The organism is Dorea sp. (genome assembly GCF_977044405.1).
Genome location: NZ_CDRRQK010000007.1, coordinates 43,013 through 67,938, shown reverse-complemented (window position 1 = coordinate 67,938; position 24,926 = coordinate 43,013). Strand labels below are relative to the sequence as shown.

Below are 24,926 nucleotides of genomic sequence, written 5' to 3'. Positions count from 1 at the left end.
GGATGATTCTATGTGAAAGACTCTGTACTCATCAAGAGTAACAAATACGGCATTACCATATATTTTAATCCGGATCACCCGTTTGAAAAACTTTTAGAGGATGTAAGTGGGAAATTTAAGGCAGCAACAAAGTTTTTTAATCATGCAAAGATGATCGTGGAATATGAAGGCCGTTCTTTCACAAAAGAAGAAGAACAGCAGCTGACGGAGACAATCGAGTCGGCTGCTGATATAAAGATACTGTGTATTATTGAAAAAAATACGGTTACAGAACAGGTCCATAAAAAACTGCTGGATGAAAGTCTGGAAGCAGTCCATGAAAGAGACGGACAGTTCTATAAAGGTACTTTAAGAGGAAGACAGGTTCTGGAATCAGAACAGAGCATAGTGATCATCGGTGATATTGAGGAGGGAGCTACTGTTGCCTCCAAGGGCAATGTAATTGTAACAGGGACCATCTATGGAACCGTGATCGCCGGAGCTACGGGGCGTAAAGATGCTGTGATCGCAGCACTTCATATGCAGCCGAAGAGACTGCGTATCGGAGAAATTGAAGTAAAACCAGTTATAGGAGGAAGTTATTCATGGGCGAAGTTATAGTAATTACATCTGGAAAAGGCGGGGTTGGAAAGACAACAACAACTGCCAATATAGGAGCCGGATTATCAAAACTGGATAAAAAAGTAGTCATTATCGATACAGATCTTGGACTTAGAAATCTGGATGTTGTAATGGGAATGGAAAATCTGGTTGTCTATAATCTGGTAGATGTAATTGAAGGAAGCTGCCGCTTGAAGCAGGCACTGATCCGTGACAGCAGATATGAAAATCTTTATTTACTGCCATCCGCACAGACAAAAGACAAGTCAGCCATATCGCCTGGACAGATGAAAAAACTGACAGCAGAGTTAAAGGAAGAATTTGACTACATACTTCTGGACTGCCCTGCGGGAATCGAACAAGGTTTCCAAAATGCCATCGCCGGAGCTGACCGGGCACTGGTAGTTACGACACCGGAGGTATCGTCTATCAGGGATGCAGACCGTATCATAGGTCTTTTGGAGCAAAACCACATCAAACAGATTGATCTGATCATTAACCGTATCCGTATGGATATGGTTAAACGTGGGGATATGATGTCGGTTGATGATGTGACAGAGATCCTTTCGGTTCCGTTGATCGGTGTTCTTCCGGACGACGAGCAAGTTGTAATCGGCACGAATCAGGGAGAGCCGGTAATTGGAATGGAGTCAAAAGCCGGAACTGGATATATGAACATATGCAAACGTATTATGGGTATGGAAGTCCCTTATATGAACATGGAGGCAGGAAAAGGATTCTTTTCAAGACTTTCCCATGCATTCAAGAAGAATTAGGAGGCTTCTGATATGTTGAAAAATTCTTCTGTGTCCATTGCAAAGGACCGCCTGAAGGCGTTGGTTGTGTCAGACCGGGTACAGTGTACTCCATCTGCATATGAACACATCTGTAAAGATTTGTACGAAACCCTTTCAAAATATATGGAGATTACTGAAGAGAATTTTCAAGTAGAGATTACCCGTTCACAAGTAGTGATAAAAATAGCAGGAGAAGAAACGTGAGATCACATAGATTTACTAAACCATATCATTTAAAAAATTATAAATTCGGAATTGTAGCACTTGTAGCAATATTGTCAGTTATTGGTATTCTGGTTGTAGGTAGTGCAAAATCATCTCTTCAGAGCAAACAGATTCTCGGAGTAGTGATTGGAATGGTTGCCATGATCGTAGTTTCACTGATTGATTATATGTGGATTATAAACTTTTACTGGGTATTGTATGTGCTTTCGATCATTATGCTGGTGGCAGTAAAACTTTTTGGTGAAAATGTAAATGGTGCAACCAGATGGATCAAGATTGGTTTTCTGCAGTTCCAGCCATCAGAGGTGGCAAAGATATTACTTATTATATTTTTTGCCAAGTTCCTGATGGAACATGAAGAAGAGGTCAGTGATAAATTTACATTGATAAAGTATGCTGTATTAGCAGGAATACCACTGGCACTTATTTTAATTGAGCCAAATCTTTCCACTACAATTTGTACAGCACTTATGATCTGCCTGATGATCTATGTAGCAGGACTTAGTTATAAATTCATCGGAACGGTTCTGGTGATTCTTATACCGGTTGCAGTTATTTTTCTAAGCATTGTTGTCCAGCCAAATCAGAAAATTCTGAAGGATTATCAGCAGGCCAGAATCCTTGCATTTATTGAGCCTGAGAAGTATGAAAGTGATGAAGCATATCAGCAGAAAAATTCTGTTATGGCCATCGGATCTGGACAACTTACCGGAAAAGGACTGAATAACAATACGACAACCTCTGTAAAGAATGGTAACTTTATACTGGAGCCTCAGACGGACTTTATATTTGCAATCATCGGTGAAGAATTAGGCTTTGTTGGAGGATGTATAATTATTGCGTTATTACTGTTAATTGTGATACAATGTATCTTAGTTGGGATACGATCGCAAGACCTTGCAGGAAGAATTATATGTTGTGGTGTCGGAGGGCTGATCGGCATACAGAGTTTTATCAATATTGGTGTTGCTACTAAAATTTTGCCGAATACCGGAGTTCCATTACCATTTGTCAGCTATGGTCTGACATCTCTTGTAAGTTTATATATTGGAATAGGACTTGTCTTGAACGTTGGATTACAACCGAAAAAATACCAGTAAGGAGTGAATGACAATGAATATAGGTCTGATAGCACATGACTCGAAAAAAGCATTAATGCAGAACTTCTGTATTGCATATAGAGGTATATTAAGTAAACATAATCTTTATGCAACAGGGACAACCGGAAGATTAATAGAAGAAGTTACGAACTTGAAGGTTCATAAATATCTCGCAGGTCCTTTAGGAGGAAAGCAACAGCTTGGGGCTCAGATTGCACAGAATGACATTGACGCACTGATTTTCTTAAGAGAACCATCAAATCCAAAGCCTCATGATCCAGATCTGAATGATGTTATCCGTATGTGTGATACCTATAATATCCCGTTGGCAACCAATCTTGCTACGGCTGAAATTATTATATTAGCAATAGATAGAGGAGACTTAGACTGGCGTGAGATGTATCGGTAGATATTCAAAAATGATAGCCATGCTTTCACTTACCACTGTTGTGGCAACAGGATGTTCTGGTGTAGGAACTATCTTCGGCGGTAAAGGTGTTGTGGCAGAATATGAAACAGAAAATTATAATAAAAATGTATACAAAGGGAAATTATTTGCTTCAGATCTGTGTGTAGCATCGGATGATGTTGATCTGAAAGGAATCACAAAAACGGAGACAGGTACATTACATTCAGCAGCTCTGTTCGATGTTGATAACGGAAAAGTAGACTTTTCTTATCAGATGTTTGATAAAGTATATCCGGCAAGTACGACAAAGATTATGACAGCATTGGTAGCAATGGAAAATGCAGATCTGTCAGATGTCGTAACAGTGTCTCAGGATGCAGATGTAAGTAATTTTGCTGCGGATGAGGCGACTTGCGGAATCAAAGCGGGTGATCAGATGAAATTGTCAGATCTGTTGTATGGATTATTACTTCATTCAGGAAATGATAATGCAGTGGCAATTGCGGATTACATAGCCGGAAGCGAAGAAGCATTTGCAGACATGATGAATAAAGAAGCAAAAAAACTGATGGCAACCGGAACACATTTCGTTAATTCAAATGGGTTACATAACGATAATCATTATACAACAGCTTATGATCTTTATCTGATATTTAATGAGTGTATCAAGCATGATGATTTTGTAAAAATTATCCGTGCGAAATCACATACAGTCAATATTAAAGGCAGTGATGGAACCGTCCGGAGTGTAACATGGGAGCCGACGAACTTTTATGCCACCGGAGAGGCCGCAAAGCCGGATAATGTAACTGTAATTGGTGGAAAAACCGGAACTACGGATTTAGCAGGAAACTGTCTGATCCTGTTGACAGAAGAGGATGATCATCCATATATTTCTATTGTGATGAATGCAGATACCAAGTCTCTCTTATATAAAGATATGACGGCAATCGTAGAAGCAATTCCAGAATAAAAAATTTGAAAAGGGGCATCCTGATAACGGATACCCCTTTTTTAGGACGAACTTTTTATTCTTCCATAAAGGCTGATCAGATAAAGCCCGCATAAACCAATTAAAGTATAGATAATGCGGGAAATCCAGGTCAGATTTCCGAAGATAAGGGCTACCAGGTCGAGACGGAATACCCCTACCAGAAGCCAGTTAAGTGCACCGATGATAACAAGTGTAAGTGCCGTATTATCAAACCATTTCATGTAAGTATCCTCCTTTTATCTTCTGCTATCAGTATGAACAGAAGTGGGAATTAATATACACTATTTTTGAAAGGAATAAAATAATGGCTGAAAATGAACGATATTATCCGTATTCGGATTATCTAAAAAAAAGATATGGCGAGAAAGTATATAAGCTTCCGGTTAATCTGCCGGTAACCTGTCCGAACAGAATTACAGGTCGAGGATGTTCTTTTTGTGCGGAAAATGGAACCGGATTCGAAGCAATGGAACAGAGTGTACCGGTGGCAGAACAACTGGAGAAAACAAGGACATATATTGAACGACGTTATCATGCACATAAGTTTATTGCTTATTTTCAAAATTATACCAATACATTTCTGCCACTTGAAAAATTCCGTAAATATATGGAAGAGGCGGCAAAGGTTCCGGATATTGTGGAAATTGCAATTTCTACCAGACCTGATTGTATCAGGGAAGATTATCTGGATGTCCTGGATGAAATACGGGGAAGAACCGGAATACAGATTACCATAGAGCTTGGACTACAGACAGTTAATTACCGTACATTAGAATACATATCACGTGGACATGGATTGGCCGAGTTCATCGATGCAGTTCTTCGTATCAGCAGATATTCGTTTGAGATATGTACACATGTTATTTTGAATCTTCCATCAGATGAAACGATTGACGCGATAGAAACTGCAAAGATCTTGTCTGCACTTCCAATCCAGATTGTAAAAGTACATTCTTTGTATATTGCAAAAAACACGCAGTTGTGCGAAGCGTATGAAAATGATACAATAACGCTATGCTCAAAAGAAGAATATTTGCAGCGGTTAATGTTATTTTTGGAATATCTGAAGCCAGATATAGCAGTTGAGCGTTTGTTTAGCCGTATTCCGGAAAAAGATGCGGTATTCTGCAATTGGAATACCAGCTGGTGGAAGCTGCGGGATAAGCTTTTTTTGATGATGGAGACAGCGGACAGCTATCAGGGAAAGAGGTTTCACTATCTGGATGGCGCTGCTTTAAAATTATTAGAATAATTTTATTGGAGTAAATGAGTACAGAACAGGAGGCTATGAATTTTGACTGGAAATGATGCATCCAATATAAAGGTGTACCAGAAGAAAAAGCATGTTAATATAGGAATTATTATTTTTGGTGTTGTATTTATTTATCTTGTGATGACAGTATTATTATATCTGACAGCACAACATATATCCGTTTATGAGGTAAGAGAAGGGTCTATTTTGCGGGATAGTACGTATACAGGACTGGCATTGCGTAATGAAACCGTCATACGTTCGGATGGAAAGGGATATGTGAATTATTTCGTATCAGAAGGAAGTAAAGTGGGTGCGAAAACTGAAGTTTATGCTCTCTCAGATCAAAAACTTCAATTTGAGGAGGACAAAAAAAAGACACAGAAACTTACATCTGCAGAGCAGGACTCGATTCGACAGAAGACACAGACATTTTGTGAAAATTATGTAGATGAAAGTTTTAGTGATATCTATACACTTCGCAGTTCTATCGACAGTATACTGGATGGCAAGTCAAATCAGAGCAAGCAAGAGCAGCTGGCTCAGATGGTGGATTCGGATACCGACGGGCTTGCAATTTATTCTGCAGAAGCGGATGGAATTATTCTGTACTCAACCGATGGATTTGAGAATATAAAACCGGCTGATGTGACACCGGAAATGTTGAGTAAAAAAAATTATAACAAAACAGAGCAGAAAAATAATACAAAGATCAAATCCGGTGATCCGGTATATAAAATTGTCAGTGATGATGACTGGACCTTGATCGTGCCGCTTGGAAAGCAGACTGCAAAAGAATTAAAGGATGCATTGAGTGTACAGGTGAGGTTCCCGAAAGATAATGAGACGATGACAGCTGTATTTTCTGTAAAAAAGGTCAATGGATCGTATCTTGGTTATCTGACATTTGACAATTCTATGGTACGTTATGCGCAAGACCGTTTTGTGGATGTAGAATTAGTTTTAGAGGACCAGTCGGGACTTAAAATTCCAAAATCGGCTGTTACAACAAAAAGTTTTTATGTGATTCCGGACGACTATCTGACACAGGGTGGGAATAGCAATGCTACCGGAGTATTGGTTGACACCGGAAAAGAACATGCAGAATTTCAGTCCATTAACATTTATTACCGGGATGCCATCAATGGACTGGTATATGTAAGTAAAGATGATTTTAAAGAAAATACAACACTTCGCAAACCAGATTCTGAAGACAGCTATAAAATTAAAAAAACCAGAAAACTAAAAGGTGTTTATAACATTAATCGTGGTTATGCTGTGTTCAGACAGATACAGATTCTGTGCGAAAGTGATGAGTATTATATTATACAAAATGGCGATAATTATGGACTGTCAAATTATGATCACATTGCTTTAAATGGAAAAGATGTCCATGAGGGCGATGTGGTATCTTAAAAAGGAGTGGTAATATATGTTAAAAGAAAATCTTGAAAAAGTCGAGGAAAATATTCAGGCAGCGTGTGACCGTGCCGGAAGAAAGAGGAAAGAAGTAACACTGATTGCAGTAAGCAAAACAAAACCAGTGGAAATGCTTCAGGAGGCATATGAGCTCGGTGTTCGCGTAAATGGAGAAAATAAAGCACAGGAGCTGGCATCAAAGTATGAAGTCCTGCCAAAAGATATTCACTGGCATATGATCGGCCATATGCAGCGGAACAAGGTAAAATACATTATTGATAAAGTAGATCTGATCCATTCAGTAGATTCTATCCGTCTGGCAGAAACGATAGATAAAGAAGCAGAAAAGCATAATGTGACAGCCAATGTTTTGATTGAAGTAAATGTAGCAAAAGAAGAAAGTAAATTCGGGCTCATGCCAGAAGAGGTTCCGGAGTTTGTTGAACAGATTTCAAAATTTTCACATATCCGGGTAAAAGGATTGATGACAATTGCACCATTTGTGGAGAATCCGGAAGAAAACAGGTCGATTTTTGCGGAATTACGGAAATTATCTGTTGACATAGCAGCGAAAAACATTGATAATATTACTATGAGCATTCTTTCTATGGGTATGACAAATGATTATGAGGTTGCCATAGAAGAAGGGGCCACTATGGTCCGTGTAGGAACCGGAATTTTTGGAGCGCGTGACTACACGCAGCAAGTATAAACGGAAGATAGGAGATTTATTAAAAAATGGGTGTTTTAGATAAGTTCTTAAATATCATGAAGTTAGATGACGGAGAAGACGATTTTGATGATGATGATTTCTTCGATGATGACGAATATGAAGATGAGTATGAAGAGAAACCAAAGAGAAGTTTCTTCCACAGACCGAAAAAAGAAGTAGAAAGGGAAACGGAAGAATACGAAGAAGAAGATCATGGATCAGCAAAAGTAAAATCTTCATTCGCTAATAATAAAGTAACTCCGATGCGCCAGCCTGCAAGAAGGACTGTTAATATGGAAGTCTGTGTGATTAAACCAACTTCTGTAGAAGATTCAAGAGAAATTACAGAGACATTACTTAGCGGACGCACAGTAATCCTGAATCTGGAAGGTCTGGATCTTGAAATTGCACAGCGTATCATTGACTTTACTTCAGGTGCTACATTTGCAATTAGTGGAAATCTTCAGAAGATTTCAAACTACATATTCCTGGTAACACCTACAAATGTAGACATTTCCGGAGATTTACAGGATCTTCTTAATACATCCCTGGATTCTTCGTCTATGAGGTCTAGATTTTAATTATGAATAAAGAAGAAAGTATGTTGCAGAAACGGCTGATAGAGTTATCACGGCTGGCATATAACAGAGGAATCGTTGTATTTTCTGACTTTCTTAATTTGAATGAATTGAATATTCTTCATACGACACCGAAAGATATGTTTTTATCTCAATACGAGACATACGGTGGCTATGACTTATCAGAGCGTCAGATGGCTGTATTTCTACCTGATGCTCTTTATTATGATTATGAATATCCTGTTCGGACAATAGAAATCACGCCGGCTAACAAGCGTTTTGCGGAAGAATTAAATCACAGAGATTATCTTGGAGCACTAATGAATCTAGGAATTGAAAGGTGCAAAATAGGTGATATTATTGTTGAAGACCAGAGAGCAGTTATATTTGTAAAAGAAGAAATGGTGGAGTATGTCATGGATAATCTGACAAAGATCCGCCATACAAATATAAAGACGGCACTGAGTGACCAGTTTGCGATGGATTATGAACCACGGTATGAAGAATTAAAGGGAACCGTATCATCGATCCGTCTGGACAGTGTACTTGCGCTTGCGTATCCGGTTTCCAGAAGTAAGATCACACCACAGATTGAAGCAGGAAATGTATTTGTAAATGGAAAATTAATTACCAGTAATGGATACCGTCTGAAAGATGGCGACATCATTTCTGTAAGAAAAACAGGAAGAATATCTTATCAGGGAATTCTGTCAGAAACAAAAAAGGGACGTTATATGGTCTCTGTTCGTAAATATATCTGATCATAGAAATGTCAGATTATATAGTAGCATGTCGAGGAGTATGAAAGCGTATGAGTATTGAAAATAGCAATAAGCAAAACGGTCGTATCAGACACTATATGATGGCCGTTGTTAGTGTATGTATATTAGTCTTTCTGGATCAGTTTACCAAAGAAATCGTTGTACAGCAACTAAAAGGACAATCAGCGTATGTCCTGATCAGGAATGTATTCCAACTGGAATATCTGGAAAACAGAGGAGCTGCATTTGGCCTGTTTCAGAATCAGAGAATCTTTTTTTACATCAGCGTGCTAGTAATCTCGCTTGTTGTAATATGGTTTTATGGGAAGGTTCCGATGGAAAAAAAGTATCTGCCGCTTCGTATTTGTGCAGTATTGATCCTGTCTGGAGCATTTGGTAATTGTATTGACCGCATCAGACTGAATTACGTAGTTGATTTTTTCTATTTTAAACTGATCAATTTCCCGATTTTTAATGTTGCGGATATCTATGTAACAGTTGCAGCATTTTTGCTGATAGTATTAGTTTTGTTTTATTATAAGGAGGAAGAACTTGAAAGAGTATTTCATCGATCATAATACAGAGGGGCAGCGTCTGGACCGCTATCTTTCAGAAGAGTTAGAAGACAGATCGAGATCTTATATACAGAAATTAATCAAAGAGGAATATGTGAAAGTCAATCAGAAGCCTGTAAAATCCAATTACAGGCTTTCTTTTGAAGACAGGGTAGAAGTAACTATGCCAGAGGCAAAAGAGCCGGATATAGAGCCTGAAGACATTCCATTAGATATTCTGTATGAAGATGAAGATCTGATCATGATCAACAAACCAAAACAGATGGTTGTGCATCCTGCACCCGGACATTATTCCGGAACACTTGTCAATGCATTGATGTATCATTGTGGTAATGAACTTTCTGGAATTAATGGATGTATGCGTCCGGGAATCGTCCACCGGATTGACATGGATACGACCGGATCACTGGTTGTATGTAAAAATGATATGGCACATCAGAGTCTGTCGGAGCAGTTGAAAGAGCATTCTATCCAGAGAATTTATGTAGCAATCGTTCACGGCAACATAAAAGAAGACTCAGGGACGGTCAATGCAGCAATCGGACGACATCCGACGGACCGGAAAAAGATGAGTACGCATTGTAAGAACGGACGGAATGCAGTGACACATTATAAAGTATTAGAGCGTTTTGGAGAGTATACTTATATTCAATGCCAGCTTGAAACCGGCCGTACGCATCAGATCCGTGTACATATGGCCAGCATCGGGCATCCGCTGGTGGGAGATGAGGTGTATGGACCAAAGAAATGTCCGTTTAAGGGACTTCAGGGACAGACACTGCATGCGAAGACATTAGGGGTAATACATCCAAGAACAGGAGAATATCTGGAAGTAAATGCACCACTTCCGGAATACTTCTCTGAATTATTAGACAGACTAAGGAATAAATGTTGTTAAATTATGCGAAAATTCTATACATTTATCTAAGTTTGCTGTATAATATACATATACTATTTTTAGGAGCGTGATTTATATGGCAAAAACGAATACAATTATTACGATCGGTAGGGAATATGGAAGTGCAGGCCGCCAGATAGGATATAAGGTTGCGGAAGATCTGGGAATTAAGTTATATGACAGGGAAATGTTAGAACGAGCTGCAAAAGAAAGTGGTATCTGCGAAGAATTGTTTGAAACACATGATGAAAAACCGACGAATAGCTTTCTCTATTCACTGGTAATGGATTCTTACTCATTTGGATATCCATCTTCAAGTTATACAGATATGCCAATCAACCATAAGATATTCCTGGCACAGTTTGACACAATCCGTAAGATTGCGGATGAAGGACCGTGCATCCTTGTAGGACGATGTGCAGATTATGCATTGGAAGAATATAGCAACGTATTGAGTGTATTTATACATGCAGATATGGATGCACGTATCCGCAGAATCGCAAGAATCTATGACCTGACAGATGCAAAAGCAAAAGAACTTATTAAGAAAACAGACAAAAGACGTTCCAGCTATTATAATTATTACAGCAACAAAAAATGGGGAGCTGCAGAAAGTTATAATATCTGTCTTGACAGCTCAATCCTTGGTATTGATGGAACAGCAGAAGCAATTGAACAGCTGGTAGCATTAAGAGAGAGCATAACCGATCCGAAATTATAATTATAACAAAGTATAGATGAAAGAGAGATGTAAAACTCTTAAAAACTATCTTAAAAAGTAAATAAATAGTAAATAATGTAAAACCTCTGGGCTGTCAGATATTAATTACAGGAATTTTAATTCTTATGAATATCTGACAGCCCAGAAGTTTTTGAAGACAAATAATATATAAAGGAAGTTGTGTATTGCGGTAAATTGAGTTGGCAGAGAGGGCAGTGGTGTATATTGTTTTAGCTTATAATTCACGCAATTTTACGGCAGATGCAGCAACGCGTCTGCGGTGATCGTCAATGGCAGCATAATGCTTTTTCGTTGTATTAACGTCTTTATGCCCGAGGACATCGGCAACCAGATAAATATCACCGGTTTCCTTATAAAGGGAAGTACCATAGGTACTACGCAGCTTATGGGGGGTGATTTTTTTATTAGGAGTAACCTGACGGGCATATTTTTTGACCATATTTTCAATCGCCTGGACACCCATGCGTTTGCGCTGTGTGGATAAAAACAGAGCTTGTTCATGGCCGGAGAGGGGCGTAGTAGCTTTTCGATCACCTTCTATGTAATTCTGAAGAGCTTTGGCAACTTCATCGCCAAAATATACAACCATCTGGCTGCCACCTTTTCTGGTTACCATAATTCCATTGTTCTTAAAATCAACATCTTTCAGATCAAGTCCTACACATTCAGAGACACGGATTCCTGTACCAAGTAAAAGTGTCAATATTGCAAGATCCCGTTCACGGGTTTTTTTATAATATGCAAGAGCCTGACCGGACAAATGCTGACCGGCAGATTCCACAAAGTCCAGTAACATAGCAACTTCATCTGTATCCAGACGTATAATTGCTTTATCGTGTAGTTTTGGCATGTCGACTAAAAGAGTCGGGTTTTTCTGAATCATACGGTGTTTGTAATAATATCCATAAAAACTTCGAAGTGCCGACATTTTCCGGGCAAGGCCTTTTTCACCATTGGTAATAAGTTCGCCGTCATCATCGCGTTTATAAACCTTCAGGTATTCCAGATATTCCTCAATATCAACAGGTTCCAGACTTTCCAGATCCTGAAGCGTAAACTGGTCCAGAGTATAATTCTTGTATACAGGATTATTTTCCAAAAGAAAATGAAAAAACACACGGATATCGTAAGCATAGCTGATACGTGTACGGACGGATGATTTTGGTTCCATTGCACGAAAATAGTCCTTAACAAAAGGTGGCAACGATTTTAAAACTTCACGCAAACGAAGTGTCTGGTCAATTTGATTTTTTTCATGATATGTATGAACTTTGTTGGTAGCCGTGCTGGCTGTATTATCGGATGAATAGTCAATCATAAGTATAAGAAACCTCCATTTATAAATCGTAGATCATAAAATAAATAGTATGAAAATAAAATAAGTAATCAATAAAAGATAAAAATACAACAAAATTTTGTGATTTCGAAAATCGGCAATGAACCCGAAAATCAATATAATTATAGCAGATATGCGTGAGTACGTCTACATCTATTGGAAAAATTGGTATTTGTCGTATAGATTGAAATCACTTAGAAATCGGCAATGAACTACTTTTTTCATTCATTGCCTCGGATGTAAGCTGCTATTATGTAAGTGTTTCAGCTTTTATTTTGTGTATCAGTTTTTGTACTACTGTTATTTTATACTGTTACTTTATATTTTGTAATATTGGGGATAAACAATATTGGCTCCATATTCCTACATGCTATAATATGGAATCATCAGATACTGACTTGACTGAATGTTATCTGATGCAAGATTATTGATCCGCTTTACTTCTAAGATATAATCCGTAATGGAATCATATTCATCAGACATATTCTGCTCTGCAATCTGCCATAACGTATCGCCGGCTTTGATCTGAATACTTTTATAATACTTTGGTCTGTCGGATGAATGACTACCGGCATTGTCATGTGCACTCACCAGTCGGTCGCTGAGAAAAACACTTAATGCGATAACAATTATGACTGTTAAGAGTATGCCGGCAAGTTTATATGCTGCTTTCTTTTTACGTCTGCTGTTCTTTTGTGGTATGTTTTTGTGATTTTTGTTATTGCTGTTACCAGATGGTCTGTTTTCTCTGTTCATATAAATGCCCTCCTCAATGATATGAATATGTGAAAGAGTATCGATTGATGACATCCTCTACTAAAAACGACAGATTACGCGGAAATTCATCAATTGCGAACGTTTGTTCTCTACACTGCTATTATATACACAGAACAAACGTTTGTCAATAAAATTTTCGAACATATTTTCTAAACATCTGTTTGCGTTTTTGGCTGTACTATGGTAAAATAAAGTATACACATCCATCGGAAAGAAAATTTTAAGGAGGGTATACATATGGCACAGGGTAAAATAAGTGCAAAACAGCAGGAAATACTAGAATATATAAAATCACAGATACTGGAAAGAGGATTTCCACCTTCAGTCAGAGATATCTGCGAGGCGGTACATCTGAAGTCGACCTCTTCTGTTCATTCTCATCTTGAGACTCTTGAAAAAAATGGTTACATCAGAAGGGATCCTACAAAACCACGTGCAATTGAAATTCTGGATGATTCGTTTAATTTTAATCGTCGTGAAATGGTAAATGTTCCGATCATAGGGCATGTTGCTGCAGGGGAACCACTTCTTGCAGAACAGAATATCGAGAACTACTTCCCTGTTCCGATGGAATATATGCCGAATAAGCAGACATTTATGTTAAAGGTACATGGAGAAAGTATGATCAATGCAGGAATCCTGGATGGGGATTACGTACTTGTAGAACAGACTTCTGTTGCGGACAACGGTGAGATGATAGTTGCACTGGTTGAAGATGGAGCAACTGTAAAAAGATTCTTTAAAGAAGAAGGAATATACAGACTGCAGCCGGAAAATGATACCATGGAGCCGATCATTGTAAAAGATGTGCAGATTATGGGAAAAGTAATAGGCGTTTTCCGGTTTTTCAATTAGATATCAAATTAAATTTTAATTAGAATATTTTATTTTAAAAGCATCGTACAATATAATAAAAAATATTCATATATCATTCTACGAAGTATAATACCCGGATGAATGATATATGAATAACATATTATATCATATGATGCTTTTGTGTTATGCATATGATGTTTTTATAGAATTATAATTCATTTACATCATTAATTTTTCTTCCGTCACTCCAGATACGCTCCAGATTATAGAACTGACGGTTCTCTTTATCAAAGATGTGAACAATGATATCGCCAAAATCGATCAGAACCCAGGCGCCACTTCTGTGTCCCTCGGTTTCTTTTGCGGCATAGCCGGCTTTATGCATCTTCTCTTCTACGTTTTCAACAAGTGCACGTACCTGGCTGTCACTGTTTCCGTTTGCAATTACGAAGTAATCTGCAAGAACGGATACGGATGAGATATCAATTGCACAGACATCTTCTCCTTTCTTATCTTCCAGCGCTTCAAATGCAATACGTGCCATTTCTTTCGCCTGATTCATAGGATTATGCCTCCTTTTTTAGTTCGTTTTTATAATAATCGTAAGTTTTCTGTGTCATAGGATCTACAGAGATATTCCTGCTATTAAGATAGACCAGGGAATCTTCCAGAATGCGGTAAAGGCATTGATCAATATCTTTAAAAGCCAGAGGTCGGACTTCTTTCATATTTGGAAGTTCTCTTCTTCCGGGTTCGATATAATCTGCAATAAAGACAATCTTTTCCAGGAGAGACATACCAGGACGTCCTGTTGTATGACTGCTGATTGCATGGATAATCTCCTGGTCATGAATATGATATTTTTTTTCTGCAAGATATGCACCAAGTCTGGCATGTAAAAGACCTGGGTTTTCATATTCTACATCTGATACAGGAAGGCCGTATTTTTCGCAGAGATGGATTTTTTTATCACCAGGGATACATTTTGCGCAGTCATGGAGTAAACCGGCTAAAAGCGCTTGTGTAACGTCTGCGCCATAACGCATGGCCATAGATGCAGAGGTATACATCACTCCGAGGGTATGCTGATAACGATCTTCATCGAGTTCTTTTTTTAATGTATGCTGTAATTTCAAAATCTTGTCATCCATTACTCTTTTCCTTCTTTTTTGTATAAATTCTGTTCCTGAATATAAGTTTCTACAGAAGCCGGGATATATGCTTCAACCGGCACTCCTGCTTTCATCTTCGCACGGAGCTCATGGGAAGATACCGGCATGAGGGATGTCTCAAGCAGCCGGATCTTCGCATGGTATTTTTGATTCAGATGTCTGATCTGTTCAAGCATAGCTTCTTTTGTGCGGATCTCATCACGATAGGTGGCAAGAATCGTACAGGTTGGAAATAAGCGTTCCGGATGAACCCAGCTTTCAATTGCCATAAGAGAGTCGGCACCGATGATAAAATAGAATTCATCATCCGGATATTGCACATGAAAGTATTCCATTGTCTGATAAGAACAGGAAACCTCCTGGCGTAATGCTTCATATGGCTGTAATTCAAATTCCGGATAAGGCGCAATCGCGCGGCGTGTCATTTCCATCCGGTCCTGTGCACTTGATTTTATTGTAGAACTTTTTTTGTGGGGAGGGTTTCCGTTTGGCATAAACCATATCTTGTCAAGGTGAAATGCCCTAAAAGCGGCATGGCCAAGCATTAAATGACCGTTATGGATCGGGTCAAATGTTCCTCCCATGATTCCTATTTTCATTTGAATCGAATCTCCTACCTGAATTTATTTTGGCAGTTCAATCTTCTTGTGTTTGTCTTTACCTTCTTTGTATAATACGATCTTCTTGCCGATAACCTGGACAACCTGGGAACGTGTACGCTCGGCAATTACTTCAGCGATGGCACGTGGATCGTCAGCACAGTTTTTCAGGACACTGATCTTAACCAGCTCTCTTGCATCCAGGGCTTCCTGGATTGCTTTTGTAACTTCCGGTGTCATGCTGTTTTTACCAATCTGAAAAATCGGTTCCAGATTCATGGCAAGACCTTTTAAATAAGCTCTCTGTTTTGTTGTCATTTCTTTCTCCTTTATTCTAATGTCTGCACATATTATTTATAATAATCAAACTGCAGACCATACATACGTACTGTGTCACCTTCCTGAATTCCAGCCTCTTCTAATTGCTCCAGAATACCAGATTCTTTGAGGAATTTCTGGAAGAATGCAAATCCTCTTTCGGAATCCAGATTAGTATAACCGAGCATTTTCTCAATCTTCGGTCCTTCTACTACATACATATCATCTTCTTTTTCAACCGTATATGGAAGATCGTTCATTGGAATCTCCTCTTCTGGGAAATATTCCTGTTCGAATACGATTGTTTCCTGATCCAGATGCTGTAACTCGTTCGATACATAGTAAAGTAATTCCTGGATTCCCTGTCCGGTAACGCCGGAAATTGGGAATACTTTGACACCCTGTGGTTCAAATTCATCTTTCAGACGCTGAACCGGATCATCTTCTGTATAAATCGCGTCGATCTTATTGGCAGCAATTACCTGCGGACGATTGGCGATATCAGCATTATAAGCTTTCAACTCATTGTTGATCTTATAGATATCATCGACCGGATCACGTCCTTCTGTACCAGCTGCATCTACTACATGGATCATCAATTTGGTACGTTCAATGTGACGAAGGAACTGATGGCCCAGTCCCACTCCCTCAGAAGCACCCTCGATTAGTCCAGGAATGTCTGCAATGACAAATCCCGGTGCATCTGGGAGGTCAACAACTCCAAGATTCGGGTTCAAAGTTGTAAAATGGTAATTCGCAATCTTCGGTTGTGCATTCGTTACACGGGATAAGAATGTAGATTTACCAACATTTGGGAAACCTACAAGCCCTACGTCTGCAATGACTTTTAATTCCAGATCTACGAATAATTCTTTTGCAGGCTGGCCAGGCTGCGCATATTTTGGAACCTGCATGGTTGCAGTTGCAAAATGCTGATTTCCAAGGCCGCCTTTACCACCCTTTAAGATGATCTGTCTGCGGTTATCTCCGGACATATCTGCAATGACTTTTCCGGATTCTGATTCTTTGATAACGGTTCCTTCTGGAACTTTCAGGACAATATCTTCACCGTCTGCACCATGACATCTGCGCTTTCCGCCCTGTTCACCGTCTTTTGCTGTAAATTTTCTTTTATGTCTGTAGTCCTGAAGTGTATTCAGTCCCTCATCGACTTCAAATATAACGTCACCGCCACGTCCGCCGTCACCGCCGTCCGGACCGCCATTCGCCACGTACTTCTCACGACGGAAACTTACATGTCCATCTCCGCCTTTACCTGCTCTAATAAATATCCTTGCTCTATCTGCAAACATACTGTATTCCTTTCATCTATATAAAATAAACGGAAGTTAAAAAAAGCGCGCTGCATCATAACCGAAAGAAGTTAATCATTGCAACGCACTTTTTCAACTCATAATTAAGCTACTGGATAGATAGAAACCTGTTTCTTATCTTTTCCTTTTCTTTCAAATCTTACAACGCCATCAACGAGTGCGAATAATGTATCGTCACCGCCGCGTCCTACATTGATTCCTGGATGAATCTTTGTTCCGCGCTGTCTGTAAAGAATGTTACCAGCTTTTACAAACTGTCCGTCAGCTCTTTTAGCACCAAGTCTCTTAGACTCAGAATCTCTACCGTTCTTTGTAGAACCTACACCTTTTTTATGAGCGAAAAACTGAAGGTTTAATTTCATCATGGTTGTTACACCTCCTCGAATGTTAAATCAATATATTCTGCATAGTTGTCATCATCTACCATCTGTTCGAGACCAAGTATCATCGTATTCAGCAAAAGCTGTGCATCCTTCGAGGGATGATTCAGATGATAGGAAATCATTCCCGACTCATCTTCGGAAATCAGACTTGCATCATCCTCCGTGAATTCTTCAATTGCATTTATCGTGTTGATCACCAGAATAGAAGCAGCGGCACATACAATATCCTGTCCGGGATCTGCATATTCGGCATGTCCTTCTGTCTGAAAACCTACACACTCTTTGTACTTGTTCTGAAAGATCGTTACATGAATCATGGATGCTCTCCAATATTAAGCGTTGATTTTTTCAATCTTAACTGCAGTATACTGCTGTCTGTGACCGTTTTTCTTGTGGTATCCAGATTTTCTCTTGTACTTGTAAACGATAACTTTTCTAGCTTTACCGTTCTCAACTACAGAAGCTTCAACTGTTGCACCTTCAACTGTTGGGTTACCAACTTTTAATCCGTTGTCACTTACTGCAAGAACCTGGTCAAATGTAAAAGTTTCTCCAGCTTCTACACCAAGTTTCTCTACTTTAATGATATCGCCTTCGGCTACTTTGTACTGTTTACCACCTGTTGCTATAATTGCGTACATATGGCACCTCCTATTATCATTACTCGCCAGTTACGGTGTCTGACTGATGATTTCAGCAGAACTTCAACCTCGCTGTGCGGCATACTAGAAGATAATAGCATATGATTTTTGAAAAATCAAGTGTTATTGGAAATAATTTTTATATTTTTGCTATTTTTTTCACCCAGACGATTTTAAGCCGAAAAAACAATAAAATTATCCTTACAGACCAAGCAGCTTCATGGCATTTCCGGAAAATATCGCTTCTCTCTCATCAGATGTAAGCGGCATAGAATTTAATATCGTTACAAAGTTTTTCTGATCTGCCCATGGTGAATCCGTTCCAAATAAAATGCGGTCAGCACCATGACTGCGTACCATTCGGATAAACTGTTCCTGTGGCATGCGGTCCAGTACGACTCCAGTGTCAAAATATACATCCTGTCCTACCAGATATTTTTCGACCTCATCCCACATTACGAGACCTCCCATATGGGCAAGTACAAGATTTTCCGGTCTTACTTCATCAATTACTTTACGTGCCATCTGAGGTGTGCAGTGTACATCATCCGGACATTTTGGATCGGCTCCGGCATGAACAACGGTAATCATCCCCAGTTCGGAGGCACGGTCAATGATCCGTTCATAGCGGATATCGTCAAAATAAGTGTCCTGATAATCCGGATGTAATTTGATCCCTTTTAATCCCATGCTTTTGATATCATGTAAGATGTCTTTGTAATTAGAAGCCTGCGGATGTATTCCGCCAAAGGAAATCACAGGACCTTCCAGGTATCTGGAAGCAAAACGGTTGACAGAATCAATCTGTGATACTTTTGTCACGGCAGGGAGCGCAATAGATATATCCACGCCCGCCTGTTCGCCGGAAGCACGAAGTCCGGTATAAGAACCAGGCGCAAACGGTCTGGAATTTATAATACCAGAAAGATAGTCGAGCGTACGCCCGGCTATCTTGTCTGGAAATATGTGTGTATGAAAATCAATGATCATCTTGTTCTCCACATTCTTTCAATTTATCATAACAATAACCAATAATATCTCTTCTGGTAATAATACCAATAAAATGTTCCTGATCATCAATGACCGGTACAAAATTCTGTTCCATTGCACGGCCGATCAGATCTTCCATGTTCGATTCAGCAGTGACACACTGATAATCGACACGGCGTTTGATCTTCATGATACTGATGGATTCTGCTTCTTTGATATTAAAGATGTTCAGTTCTTTCAGCGACCATAAAAGATCTCCTTCTGTGATAGATCCGATATATTTCCCCTCTTTATTTAATATCGGTACACAGGAGTATTTGTGATATTCCATAATCTCCAAAGCCTGGCGTAATGTGTGATAATCATAGATGTAGGCCAGATCTCTTTTCGGCTTTAGAAAAAACATAATATTCATAGCTAATAAAAGCCTCCCCAATTTTTAATTAATCTAACTGTCCGGCTGACTCTGGTCAGCGGATACAGTTAGTAAACGAATGATTAAATCATTGTATTTACAAAGATATCGTAAATTGCGTTGATTGCAGCATTAAAATCATGACTTCTGACACCAATGATAATATTGAGCTCACTGGATCCCTGGTCGATCATTTTTACGTTAACATTTGCATGTGCAAGTGCTGCGAAGATACGTCCGGAAGTACCGCGTGTAGCACGCATACCTCTTCCTACGACTGCGATCAGAGCAAGATCTGATTCCAGTTCCAGGAAATCCGGCTCTACTGCTCTGTGGATTCCGGCAATGACATCCTGTTCTTTTTCTTCGAACTCATCTCTATGAACAAAGATAGTCATAGTGTCGATTCCAGACGGCATATGTTCAATGGAAATGTGATTGTTCTCAAATACTTCCAGAACCTTGCGGCAGAATCCGACTTCGGAGTTCATCATTGCTTTTTCAATCGTAATAGATGCGAAATCTTTCTTTCCTGCAATACCTGTGATTGTGAAACGAGGTTTTCTGCAGGTATCTTCTACGATGAGTGTTCCCTTATCTTCCGGTGCATTGGTGTTACGGATATTGATCGGGATTCCTTCTTTACGTACCGGGAAAATAGCATCTTCGTGAAGAACGGTTGCTCCCATGTAGGATAACTCACGCAGTTCTCTATATGTAATTACATCGATTGGTTTTGGATTTTTGATGATTCTTGGATCTGCAATCAGGAAACCTGATACATCTGTCCAGTTCTCATACATATCGGCATGTACTGCCTTTGCAACGATTGAACCTGTGATGTCGGATCCACCACGTGAGAAAGTCTGGATGCTTCCATCCGGCTTTGCACCATAGAATCCAGGAATAACGGCACGTTCTGTCTGTTCCAGTCTTGCGGAAAGGATTTCGTGTGTCTTGTCTCCGTTAAAATTACCATTTTCATCAAAAACGATTACTTCTGCAGCATCAATAAATTCATATCCAAGATATGCAGCCATGATGATACCGTTAAGATATTCTCCACGGGAAGCAGCGTAATCCCGGCCAATCTTCTTGCTGAAGTTTGTACGGATTGTTTTAAATTCCTCATCCAGGCTCAGATCCAGATTCAGTCCTCTGATGATACTGTTATATCTTTCTTTGATTGCTTCTAACTGCTCTTCAAAATCTTTCTCAGCATCTTCTCCAAGGATAGCCTGTCCATAACAGCTGTATAACATGTCTGTTACTTTTGTATCATCCGGCGTACGTTTACCAGGTGCGGATGGAATGACATATCTTCTGGATTCCTCTTTTCTGATAATGTTACCTACTTTTTTAAACTGCTCGGCACTTGCAAGCGAACTACCACCAAATTTTACAACTTTTTTCATATTCTTTTCGTATTCCTCCAAACAAGTATTTTCATAAAAATGAATTTTGTCTTTTGTTTATAACAACATAACTGCATTTATCTTACATCATTTTCGCGTTCACTTCAATGCAATAATGTGTTAATATGCAGAAAAATAAGGATTCATTTTTAGAAGTACTGCATAAATATACATACATTAATCAGATTCCGGAAAATATTTTATCTATAATCCTGTCGGAAAACTATCTTCTTACTGTCTGATCACATCAGCAAATTCGGCTTTTGCGACTTTCTGAAGATCTTGAGGTGCAAGACGGATCTGCATACCAAGCTTACCGCCACTGACATGCATATATTCCAGTTCTTTTGCATCCTCCTGGATCACAGTCGGAAACTGTTTTTTCATACCGATGGCTGTACAGCCGCCGCGTACATATCCCGTTACTTTCGTCAGGTCTTTTAAATGCAGCATTTCCAGTGACTTTTCACCGACTACTTTCGCTGCTTTTTTAAAATCAATCTCTGCCTCGATCGGGATTACAAATACATAATGATTCCCGGTCTTCCCGGTTGTAACCAGTGTTTTATAGACAAGCGCATGATCATATCCGAGCTTATCTGCTGTCTGGATACCGTCTGTGAAGTCATCGCATTCATACTCTTCATACGTATAGGACACCCTGGCACGGTCCAGCATACGCATTGCATTTGTCTTTACTTCCTTTTTACTCATATTTTATCACTCCTGTCAGATGGATGGAATTCTAATTTTATAAAATATCTTTTCCGAGGTCTTCCAGAGTAACAAACTCTGTCTGTCCGTCTTTCGCTTCCGGATTCTTAGCATACACATCTATTCTGTGAATATGCACCGGTGTTGTCTCCGGATCTTCACCTGCAAACTTTAAGAATGCTTCCGCTACCAGATCCGGTTTCAGATTCTGCTCACTTCCGGTTGCAAGATACATATAGATACCATCATCCAGCGCAGATATCTTATAGATCATTGGTTTGATATCTACTTCTTTTTCACTACGCTTTGTTTTCTTTAATACAACAATCTCAGGCTGTGCCATGAACGCATCCACTTTCTCTTTCCAGCTTTCTGGAAGTGTACGGATCTCTTCTGCATGCTGGAACGTCTCCGGGAATGTTACTTTATAATCTGCAGCAGCTACGATCGTCATACCACTTGCTTTCTTATCCGATGAAATCTCTCGGAAGCTGATGACTTCAATTCCTTCTACCATCACAGCATTCAGCTGTGCAACTGCTTTTTCAGAAGCAATTGGTTCTGTAATCTCAATATCAAAATATTCTCCGTCACTTGTCACACCGACTCCAAGCGGCTGTGCAAATGACATGATCATATGTGGGCTGTATCCGGTTGTAAATGCGATCGGGATCTCTGCACGCCGGATTGCTTTCTGAAAATAACGCATCACGTCCAGGTGTCCGATGAAACGCATCACCCCATATTTGCGGAATTTAATTCTTATTTTCAACACAGACACCTCCTTTCCATTGTGCAACACCACAGCCGGAACATTTCATACGGCAGTTAGGTGTTACTTCTGCATTCATTGCATGGTTCCATTCTCTCTTAAGGAACTCTTTTGTCACACCGATGTCGATAAAATCCCATGGGAATACTTCATCCAGCGGACGTTCTCTGTGATTATAGAATGCAATATCAATTCCTGTATTTTCAAAGGCCTGCATCCATTTGTCATTATCAAACTGATCACTCCAGGAGTCATACAGACATCCCAGACGGTAAGCTTCTTTGATCACTGCTGCCGTCTTTCTGTCACCTCTTGCGAAGACACCCTCCAGCACAGTAACTTCCGCATCGTGCCAGTTATATTTCAGGCTCTTTCTGTTAAGTTGTTCATTGAACGCATGCTTTACGATTGCAGCTCTTGAAATATATTCTTCATTTGTATACATTCTTGCCCACTGGAACGGGGTAAATGGCTTTGGAATAAAGAACGATGTACTCGTTGTAATCTGACATTTTCCATTACGCTGATCCTTTGGAATCTCGTAATAACGTCTGGCAATTCTGTCTGCAAGTTCCGGAATAGCTCTCATATCTTCTTCCGTCTCTGTCGGAAGTCCAAGCATAAAATAGAGCTTTACCTTATTCCAGCCGCCGTCGAACGCCTGTCCGGCACCTCCAAGAATATCATCCTCTGTAAGTCCTTTATTGATCACATTACGCATACGCTGTGATCCGGCCTCAGGTGCAAATGTCAGGCTGCTCTTTCTGATATCCTGTACCTGTCCCATCACATCCAGTGAAAATGCGTCAATACGAAGGGATGGAAGACTGATGTTGATTCCCTGCGACTTAAAGTTCTCAATTAAGAACATTACAAGCTCTCTTAAGTGACTGTAATCACTGGAACTTAAGGAACTTAAGGAAATCTCTTCATGCCCTGTATTCTTAAGCATTTTATAAGCATATTCTTTTAGTACTTCTATATCTTTCTCACGGGTCGGACGATATAACATTCCCGCCTGACAGAAACGGCATCCACGGATGCAGCCTCTCTGAATCTCAAGTACGACACGGTCCTGTGTTGCCTTGATAAACGGAACGACTGGCTTCTCCGGATATGTTGCACTGCTCATATCCATGACTACCTGCTTTTTAATCTTTTCTTTTGCATGCGGGTTATTCGGACGGAAGCTTTCAATCGTACCGTCTTCTTTATAAGTTACATCATAGAATGCAGGAACATAGATTCCTTCGATCTTTGCTGCCATCTCCAGAAATTCTTTTCTCGTTCCGCCACGCTTCTTATTCTTCTTATAAGCATCCAGAAGCTCATCATAGACTGTCTCGCCTTCTCCCATATAGAACAGGTCGAAGAACTCCGCTAACGGCTCCGGATTATACGTACACGGACCGCCGCCGATTACGATCGGATCTTCGTCCGTTCTTTCCTCTGCTGCCAGTGGGATGCCGCTTAAGTCCAGTACCTGCAGGATATTGGTATAACACATCTCATACTGGATTGTGATTCCAAGGAAATCAAAATCCTTAATCGGATCTTGGGATTCCAGTGCAAATAACGGGATCTTTCTCTCTCTCATAATCTGATCGAGATCCGTCCACGGCGAATAGACACGTTCACACCACACATCTTCGCGCTTATTGAACATATCATAAAGAATCTGGATGCCCAGATGCGACATACCGATCTCATACACGTCCGGGAAGCACATGGCGAACCTTATGGCAACCTTTTTCTTATCCTTCATCACAGAGTTTACTTCGTTGCCAATATAGCGTGCTGGTTTCTCTATTTTTAGTAAAATATCATCAGTTAATGCTAATTTTCTCATGATTTCTCCTTGATTATTGTGAATATTAAACAAAACACGTGCTTGCTAATTTGAATATAAAATTGAAATTTTCTTTAGTTTTTTAATTGTTTTTTTATAATCATTTTTTTGTTTTGATCTTCCAAAATCGGCCTTTTACGACAATTCCTTTTTTGATGTCACTAATTGCTTTTATTTGGTGAGGATTAATTACAATTAATCACATATGATTCGGTTTGGTACTGCGCTTTTAAATTTGGAAGGCTGGCTCAAACAAGTATTTTATTTAGAAATATACGTATCACATTGTAACATGAAGTGATTGTTTTGGTAAATAGTGATTACAATTTTCAT

Annotated in this window: 32 protein-coding genes; 15 read left to right on the top strand and 17 right to left on the bottom strand. The window is 39.4% G+C overall.

Translation table 11 applies throughout. The features are described 5' to 3' along the window. The first annotated feature begins 12 nt into the window (after positions 1–12). Genes ACWJAF_RS05010 through ACWJAF_RS04985 form a run of 6 tightly spaced genes read left to right on the top strand, consistent with a single transcriptional unit; the run spans position 13 to position 4,104 of the window. On the top strand, positions 13–600 hold the full coding sequence (locus tag ACWJAF_RS05010) for a septum site-determining protein MinC (RefSeq protein WP_296029493.1): 588 nt from the start codon (positions 13–15) through the stop codon (positions 598–600). Next, a complete protein-coding gene (minD, locus tag ACWJAF_RS05005; protein WP_448862603.1) occupies positions 585–1,376 on the top strand; it encodes a septum site-determining protein MinD in 792 nt (263 codons plus the stop codon). Before ACWJAF_RS05010 ends, minD begins: the two co-directional genes overlap by 16 nt. A gap of 12 nt (positions 1,377–1,388) precedes the next feature. Further along, entirely contained in the window at positions 1,389–1,601 is a 213-nt protein-coding gene (locus ACWJAF_RS05000) for a cell division topological specificity factor MinE (protein ID WP_296029500.1), read from the top strand. Further along, positions 1,598–2,722 (top strand): FtsW/RodA/SpoVE family cell cycle protein, encoded by a 1,125-nt coding sequence (locus ACWJAF_RS04995; protein ID WP_296029503.1) that lies wholly within the window; start codon positions 1,598–1,600, stop codon positions 2,720–2,722. Before ACWJAF_RS05000 ends, ACWJAF_RS04995 begins: the two co-directional genes overlap by 4 nt. Before the next feature lie 13 nt (positions 2,723–2,735). After that, positions 2,736–3,131, top strand: a complete 396-nt coding sequence (mgsA, locus tag ACWJAF_RS04990; protein ID WP_296029506.1) for a methylglyoxal synthase — start codon at positions 2,736–2,738, stop codon at positions 3,129–3,131. After that, complete coding sequence (locus tag ACWJAF_RS04985) at positions 3,115–4,104, top strand: D-alanyl-D-alanine carboxypeptidase family protein (RefSeq protein WP_296092740.1); 990 nt, start codon at positions 3,115–3,117, stop codon at positions 4,102–4,104. The genes mgsA and ACWJAF_RS04985 overlap by 17 nt, the downstream gene beginning before the upstream one ends. A gap of 41 nt (positions 4,105–4,145) precedes the next feature. Here the strand turns inward: ACWJAF_RS04985 and ACWJAF_RS04980 are convergent, their stop codons facing one another. Beyond that, positions 4,146–4,346 carry a DUF378 domain-containing protein gene (locus tag ACWJAF_RS04980; protein ID WP_296029512.1) on the bottom strand — a complete coding sequence of 67 codons (201 nt, stop codon included), beginning with the start codon at positions 4,344–4,346 and terminating at the stop codon, positions 4,146–4,148. Between the two features lie 83 nt (positions 4,347–4,429). Here ACWJAF_RS04980 and ACWJAF_RS04975 point away from each other — a divergent pair, with 83 nt between their 5' ends. From ACWJAF_RS04975 to ACWJAF_RS04940, 8 genes are all read left to right on the top strand, one after another. Beyond that, on the top strand, positions 4,430–5,377 hold the full coding sequence (locus ACWJAF_RS04975) for a TIGR01212 family radical SAM protein (protein ID WP_448862599.1): 948 nt from the start codon (positions 4,430–4,432) through the stop codon (positions 5,375–5,377). Positions 5,378–5,419: 42 nt separating this feature from the next. Further along, entirely contained in the window at positions 5,420–6,793 is a 1,374-nt protein-coding gene (locus tag ACWJAF_RS04970) for an HlyD family efflux transporter periplasmic adaptor subunit (protein WP_296092743.1), read from the top strand. A 16-nt stretch (positions 6,794–6,809) separates the two neighbouring features. Further along, positions 6,810–7,508 carry a YggS family pyridoxal phosphate-dependent enzyme gene (locus ACWJAF_RS04965; protein ID WP_448862597.1) on the top strand — a complete coding sequence of 233 codons (699 nt, stop codon included), beginning with the start codon at positions 6,810–6,812 and terminating at the stop codon, positions 7,506–7,508. 26 nt (positions 7,509–7,534) lie between these two features. Beyond that, positions 7,535–8,089 (top strand): cell division protein SepF, encoded by a 555-nt coding sequence (locus tag ACWJAF_RS04960; protein ID WP_448862595.1) that lies wholly within the window; start codon positions 7,535–7,537, stop codon positions 8,087–8,089. Positions 8,090–8,091: 2 nt separating this feature from the next. Then, entirely contained in the window at positions 8,092–8,847 is a 756-nt protein-coding gene (locus ACWJAF_RS04955) for a YlmH family RNA-binding protein (RefSeq protein WP_448862593.1), read from the top strand. Positions 8,848–8,897: 50 nt separating this feature from the next. Next, positions 8,898–9,425, top strand: coding sequence for a signal peptidase II (gene lspA, locus ACWJAF_RS04950; RefSeq protein WP_448862591.1), 528 nt, complete (start codon positions 8,898–8,900; stop codon positions 9,423–9,425). Beyond that, a complete protein-coding gene (locus ACWJAF_RS04945) occupies positions 9,400–10,320 on the top strand; it encodes an RluA family pseudouridine synthase (protein WP_448862589.1) in 921 nt (306 codons plus the stop codon). The genes lspA and ACWJAF_RS04945 overlap by 26 nt, the downstream gene beginning before the upstream one ends. Positions 10,321–10,396: 76 nt before the next feature. Then, complete coding sequence (locus ACWJAF_RS04940; RefSeq protein ID WP_448862587.1) at positions 10,397–11,041, top strand: cytidylate kinase-like family protein; 645 nt, start codon at positions 10,397–10,399, stop codon at positions 11,039–11,041. Between the two features lie 235 nt (positions 11,042–11,276). Here ACWJAF_RS04940 and ACWJAF_RS04935 read toward each other — a convergent pair whose 3' ends face one another. Together ACWJAF_RS04935 and ACWJAF_RS04930 are read right to left on the bottom strand one after the other, a co-directional pair. Next, complete coding sequence (locus ACWJAF_RS04935) at positions 11,277–12,380, bottom strand: tyrosine-type recombinase/integrase (protein WP_448862585.1); 1,104 nt, start codon at positions 12,378–12,380, stop codon at positions 11,277–11,279. Between the two features lie 381 nt (positions 12,381–12,761). Further along, positions 12,762–13,154, bottom strand: a complete 393-nt coding sequence (locus ACWJAF_RS04930) for a LysM peptidoglycan-binding domain-containing protein (RefSeq protein ID WP_448862583.1) — start codon at positions 13,152–13,154, stop codon at positions 12,762–12,764. A 258-nt stretch (positions 13,155–13,412) separates the two neighbouring features. Between ACWJAF_RS04930 and lexA the strand changes: the two genes are divergently transcribed. After that, positions 13,413–14,030 carry a transcriptional repressor LexA gene (lexA, locus tag ACWJAF_RS04925; RefSeq protein WP_296029546.1) on the top strand — a complete coding sequence of 206 codons (618 nt, stop codon included), beginning with the start codon at positions 13,413–13,415 and terminating at the stop codon, positions 14,028–14,030. A 169-nt stretch (positions 14,031–14,199) separates the two neighbouring features. Here lexA and rsfS read toward each other — a convergent pair whose 3' ends face one another. The 14 genes from rsfS to ACWJAF_RS04855 form a co-directional block, all read right to left on the bottom strand. Then, on the bottom strand, positions 14,200–14,553 hold the full coding sequence (gene rsfS, locus ACWJAF_RS04920; RefSeq protein ID WP_296029549.1) for a ribosome silencing factor: 354 nt from the start codon (positions 14,551–14,553) through the stop codon (positions 14,200–14,202). A gap of 4 nt (positions 14,554–14,557) precedes the next feature. Further along, positions 14,558–15,142, bottom strand: coding sequence for a bis(5'-nucleosyl)-tetraphosphatase (symmetrical) YqeK (gene yqeK / locus ACWJAF_RS04915; RefSeq protein ID WP_448862582.1), 585 nt, complete (start codon positions 15,140–15,142; stop codon positions 14,558–14,560). Further along, positions 15,142–15,762 (bottom strand): nicotinate-nucleotide adenylyltransferase, encoded by a 621-nt coding sequence (nadD, locus tag ACWJAF_RS04910; protein ID WP_448862580.1) that lies wholly within the window; start codon positions 15,760–15,762, stop codon positions 15,142–15,144. Before nadD ends, yqeK begins: the two co-directional genes overlap by 1 nt. Positions 15,763–15,786: 24 nt before the next feature. After that, positions 15,787–16,080 carry a ribosome assembly RNA-binding protein YhbY gene (gene yhbY / locus ACWJAF_RS04905; RefSeq protein ID WP_296029558.1) on the bottom strand — a complete coding sequence of 98 codons (294 nt, stop codon included), beginning with the start codon at positions 16,078–16,080 and terminating at the stop codon, positions 15,787–15,789. A gap of 32 nt (positions 16,081–16,112) precedes the next feature. After that, the gene (gene obgE / locus ACWJAF_RS04900; protein WP_296092754.1) at positions 16,113–17,393 is read right to left on the bottom strand and encodes a GTPase ObgE; all 1,281 of its coding nucleotides are present in this window, start codon (positions 17,391–17,393) and stop codon (positions 16,113–16,115) included. 104 nt (positions 17,394–17,497) lie between these two features. Then, positions 17,498–17,779 carry a 50S ribosomal protein L27 gene (gene rpmA, locus ACWJAF_RS04895; protein ID WP_006426549.1) on the bottom strand — a complete coding sequence of 94 codons (282 nt, stop codon included), beginning with the start codon at positions 17,777–17,779 and terminating at the stop codon, positions 17,498–17,500. Between the two features lie 5 nt (positions 17,780–17,784). Further along, positions 17,785–18,114, bottom strand: a complete 330-nt coding sequence (locus ACWJAF_RS04890) for a ribosomal-processing cysteine protease Prp (protein ID WP_296029570.1) — start codon at positions 18,112–18,114, stop codon at positions 17,785–17,787. Between the two features lie 15 nt (positions 18,115–18,129). Continuing rightward, the gene (gene rplU / locus ACWJAF_RS04885) at positions 18,130–18,438 is read right to left on the bottom strand and encodes a 50S ribosomal protein L21 (RefSeq protein ID WP_296029572.1); all 309 of its coding nucleotides are present in this window, start codon (positions 18,436–18,438) and stop codon (positions 18,130–18,132) included. Positions 18,439–18,639: 201 nt separating this feature from the next. Further along, positions 18,640–19,428, bottom strand: coding sequence for an amidohydrolase family protein (locus ACWJAF_RS04880; protein WP_448862645.1), 789 nt, complete (start codon positions 19,426–19,428; stop codon positions 18,640–18,642). Further along, entirely contained in the window at positions 19,418–19,843 is a 426-nt protein-coding gene (locus ACWJAF_RS04875) for a CBS domain-containing protein (RefSeq protein WP_448862576.1), read from the bottom strand. The genes ACWJAF_RS04880 and ACWJAF_RS04875 overlap by 11 nt, the downstream gene beginning before the upstream one ends. A gap of 83 nt (positions 19,844–19,926) precedes the next feature. Beyond that, positions 19,927–21,258 carry an aspartate kinase gene (locus ACWJAF_RS04870; RefSeq protein ID WP_296029581.1) on the bottom strand — a complete coding sequence of 444 codons (1,332 nt, stop codon included), beginning with the start codon at positions 21,256–21,258 and terminating at the stop codon, positions 19,927–19,929. Positions 21,259–21,489: 231 nt separating this feature from the next. Beyond that, entirely contained in the window at positions 21,490–21,972 is a 483-nt protein-coding gene (gene ybaK, locus ACWJAF_RS04865; protein ID WP_296092760.1) for a Cys-tRNA(Pro) deacylase, read from the bottom strand. Between the two features lie 37 nt (positions 21,973–22,009). Continuing rightward, on the bottom strand, positions 22,010–22,747 hold the full coding sequence (locus tag ACWJAF_RS04860; protein WP_448862574.1) for a TIGR03936 family radical SAM-associated protein: 738 nt from the start codon (positions 22,745–22,747) through the stop codon (positions 22,010–22,012). Further along, on the bottom strand, positions 22,728–24,593 hold the full coding sequence (locus tag ACWJAF_RS04855; RefSeq protein WP_448862572.1) for a TIGR03960 family B12-binding radical SAM protein: 1,866 nt from the start codon (positions 24,591–24,593) through the stop codon (positions 22,728–22,730). The genes ACWJAF_RS04860 and ACWJAF_RS04855 overlap by 20 nt, the downstream gene beginning before the upstream one ends. Between the last annotated feature and the right edge of the window lie 333 nt (positions 24,594–24,926).

Bases quoted from the DNA above. Each gene is read 5' to 3' on its own strand.
- ACWJAF_RS04960 (WP_448862595.1), top strand. From the start codon at position 7,535: ATGGGTGTTTTAGATAAGTTCTTAAATATCATGAAGTTAGATGACGGA.
- rsfS (WP_296029549.1), bottom strand. From the start codon at position 14,553: ATGAATCAGGCGAAAGAAATGGCACGTATTGCATTTGAAGCGCTGGAA.
- ACWJAF_RS04955 (WP_448862593.1), top strand. From the start codon at position 8,092: ATGAATAAAGAAGAAAGTATGTTGCAGAAACGGCTGATAGAGTTATCA.
- rpmA (WP_006426549.1), bottom strand. From the start codon at position 17,779: ATGATGAAATTAAACCTTCAGTTTTTCGCTCATAAAAAAGGTGTAGGT.
- ACWJAF_RS04935 (WP_448862585.1), bottom strand. From the start codon at position 12,380: ATGATTGACTATTCATCCGATAATACAGCCAGCACGGCTACCAACAAA.
- ACWJAF_RS04875 (WP_448862576.1), bottom strand. From the start codon at position 19,843: ATGAATATTATGTTTTTTCTAAAGCCGAAAAGAGATCTGGCCTACATC.
- nadD (WP_448862580.1), bottom strand. From the start codon at position 15,762: ATGAAAATAGGAATCATGGGAGGAACATTTGACCCGATCCATAACGGT.
- yqeK (WP_448862582.1), bottom strand. From the start codon at position 15,142: ATGGATGACAAGATTTTGAAATTACAGCATACATTAAAAAAAGAACTC.
- ACWJAF_RS04930 (WP_448862583.1), bottom strand. From the start codon at position 13,154: ATGAACAGAGAAAACAGACCATCTGGTAACAGCAATAACAAAAATCAC.
- lspA (WP_448862591.1), top strand. From the start codon at position 8,898: ATGAGTATTGAAAATAGCAATAAGCAAAACGGTCGTATCAGACACTAT.
- ACWJAF_RS04890 (WP_296029570.1), bottom strand. From the start codon at position 18,114: ATGATTCATGTAACGATCTTTCAGAACAAGTACAAAGAGTGTGTAGGT.
- yhbY (WP_296029558.1), bottom strand. From the start codon at position 16,080: ATGACAACAAAACAGAGAGCTTATTTAAAAGGTCTTGCCATGAATCTG.
- ACWJAF_RS04855 (WP_448862572.1), bottom strand. From the start codon at position 24,593: ATGAGAAAATTAGCATTAACTGATGATATTTTACTAAAAATAGAGAAA.
- rplU (WP_296029572.1), bottom strand. From the start codon at position 18,438: ATGTACGCAATTATAGCAACAGGTGGTAAACAGTACAAAGTAGCCGAA.
- mgsA (WP_296029506.1), top strand. From the start codon at position 2,736: ATGAATATAGGTCTGATAGCACATGACTCGAAAAAAGCATTAATGCAG.
- ACWJAF_RS04965 (WP_448862597.1), top strand. From the start codon at position 6,810: ATGTTAAAAGAAAATCTTGAAAAAGTCGAGGAAAATATTCAGGCAGCG.
- ACWJAF_RS04870 (WP_296029581.1), bottom strand. From the start codon at position 21,258: ATGAAAAAAGTTGTAAAATTTGGTGGTAGTTCGCTTGCAAGTGCCGAG.
- lexA (WP_296029546.1), top strand. From the start codon at position 13,413: ATGGCACAGGGTAAAATAAGTGCAAAACAGCAGGAAATACTAGAATAT.
- minD (WP_448862603.1), top strand. From the start codon at position 585: ATGGGCGAAGTTATAGTAATTACATCTGGAAAAGGCGGGGTTGGAAAG.
- ACWJAF_RS04980 (WP_296029512.1), bottom strand. From the start codon at position 4,346: ATGAAATGGTTTGATAATACGGCACTTACACTTGTTATCATCGGTGCA.
- obgE (WP_296092754.1), bottom strand. From the start codon at position 17,393: ATGTTTGCAGATAGAGCAAGGATATTTATTAGAGCAGGTAAAGGCGGA.
- ACWJAF_RS04880 (WP_448862645.1), bottom strand. From the start codon at position 19,428: ATGATCATTGATTTTCATACACACATATTTCCAGACAAGATAGCCGGG.
- ACWJAF_RS04975 (WP_448862599.1), top strand. From the start codon at position 4,430: ATGGCTGAAAATGAACGATATTATCCGTATTCGGATTATCTAAAAAAA.
- ACWJAF_RS05000 (WP_296029500.1), top strand. From the start codon at position 1,389: ATGTTGAAAAATTCTTCTGTGTCCATTGCAAAGGACCGCCTGAAGGCG.
- ACWJAF_RS04940 (WP_448862587.1), top strand. From the start codon at position 10,397: ATGGCAAAAACGAATACAATTATTACGATCGGTAGGGAATATGGAAGT.
- ybaK (WP_296092760.1), bottom strand. From the start codon at position 21,972: ATGAGTAAAAAGGAAGTAAAGACAAATGCAATGCGTATGCTGGACCGT.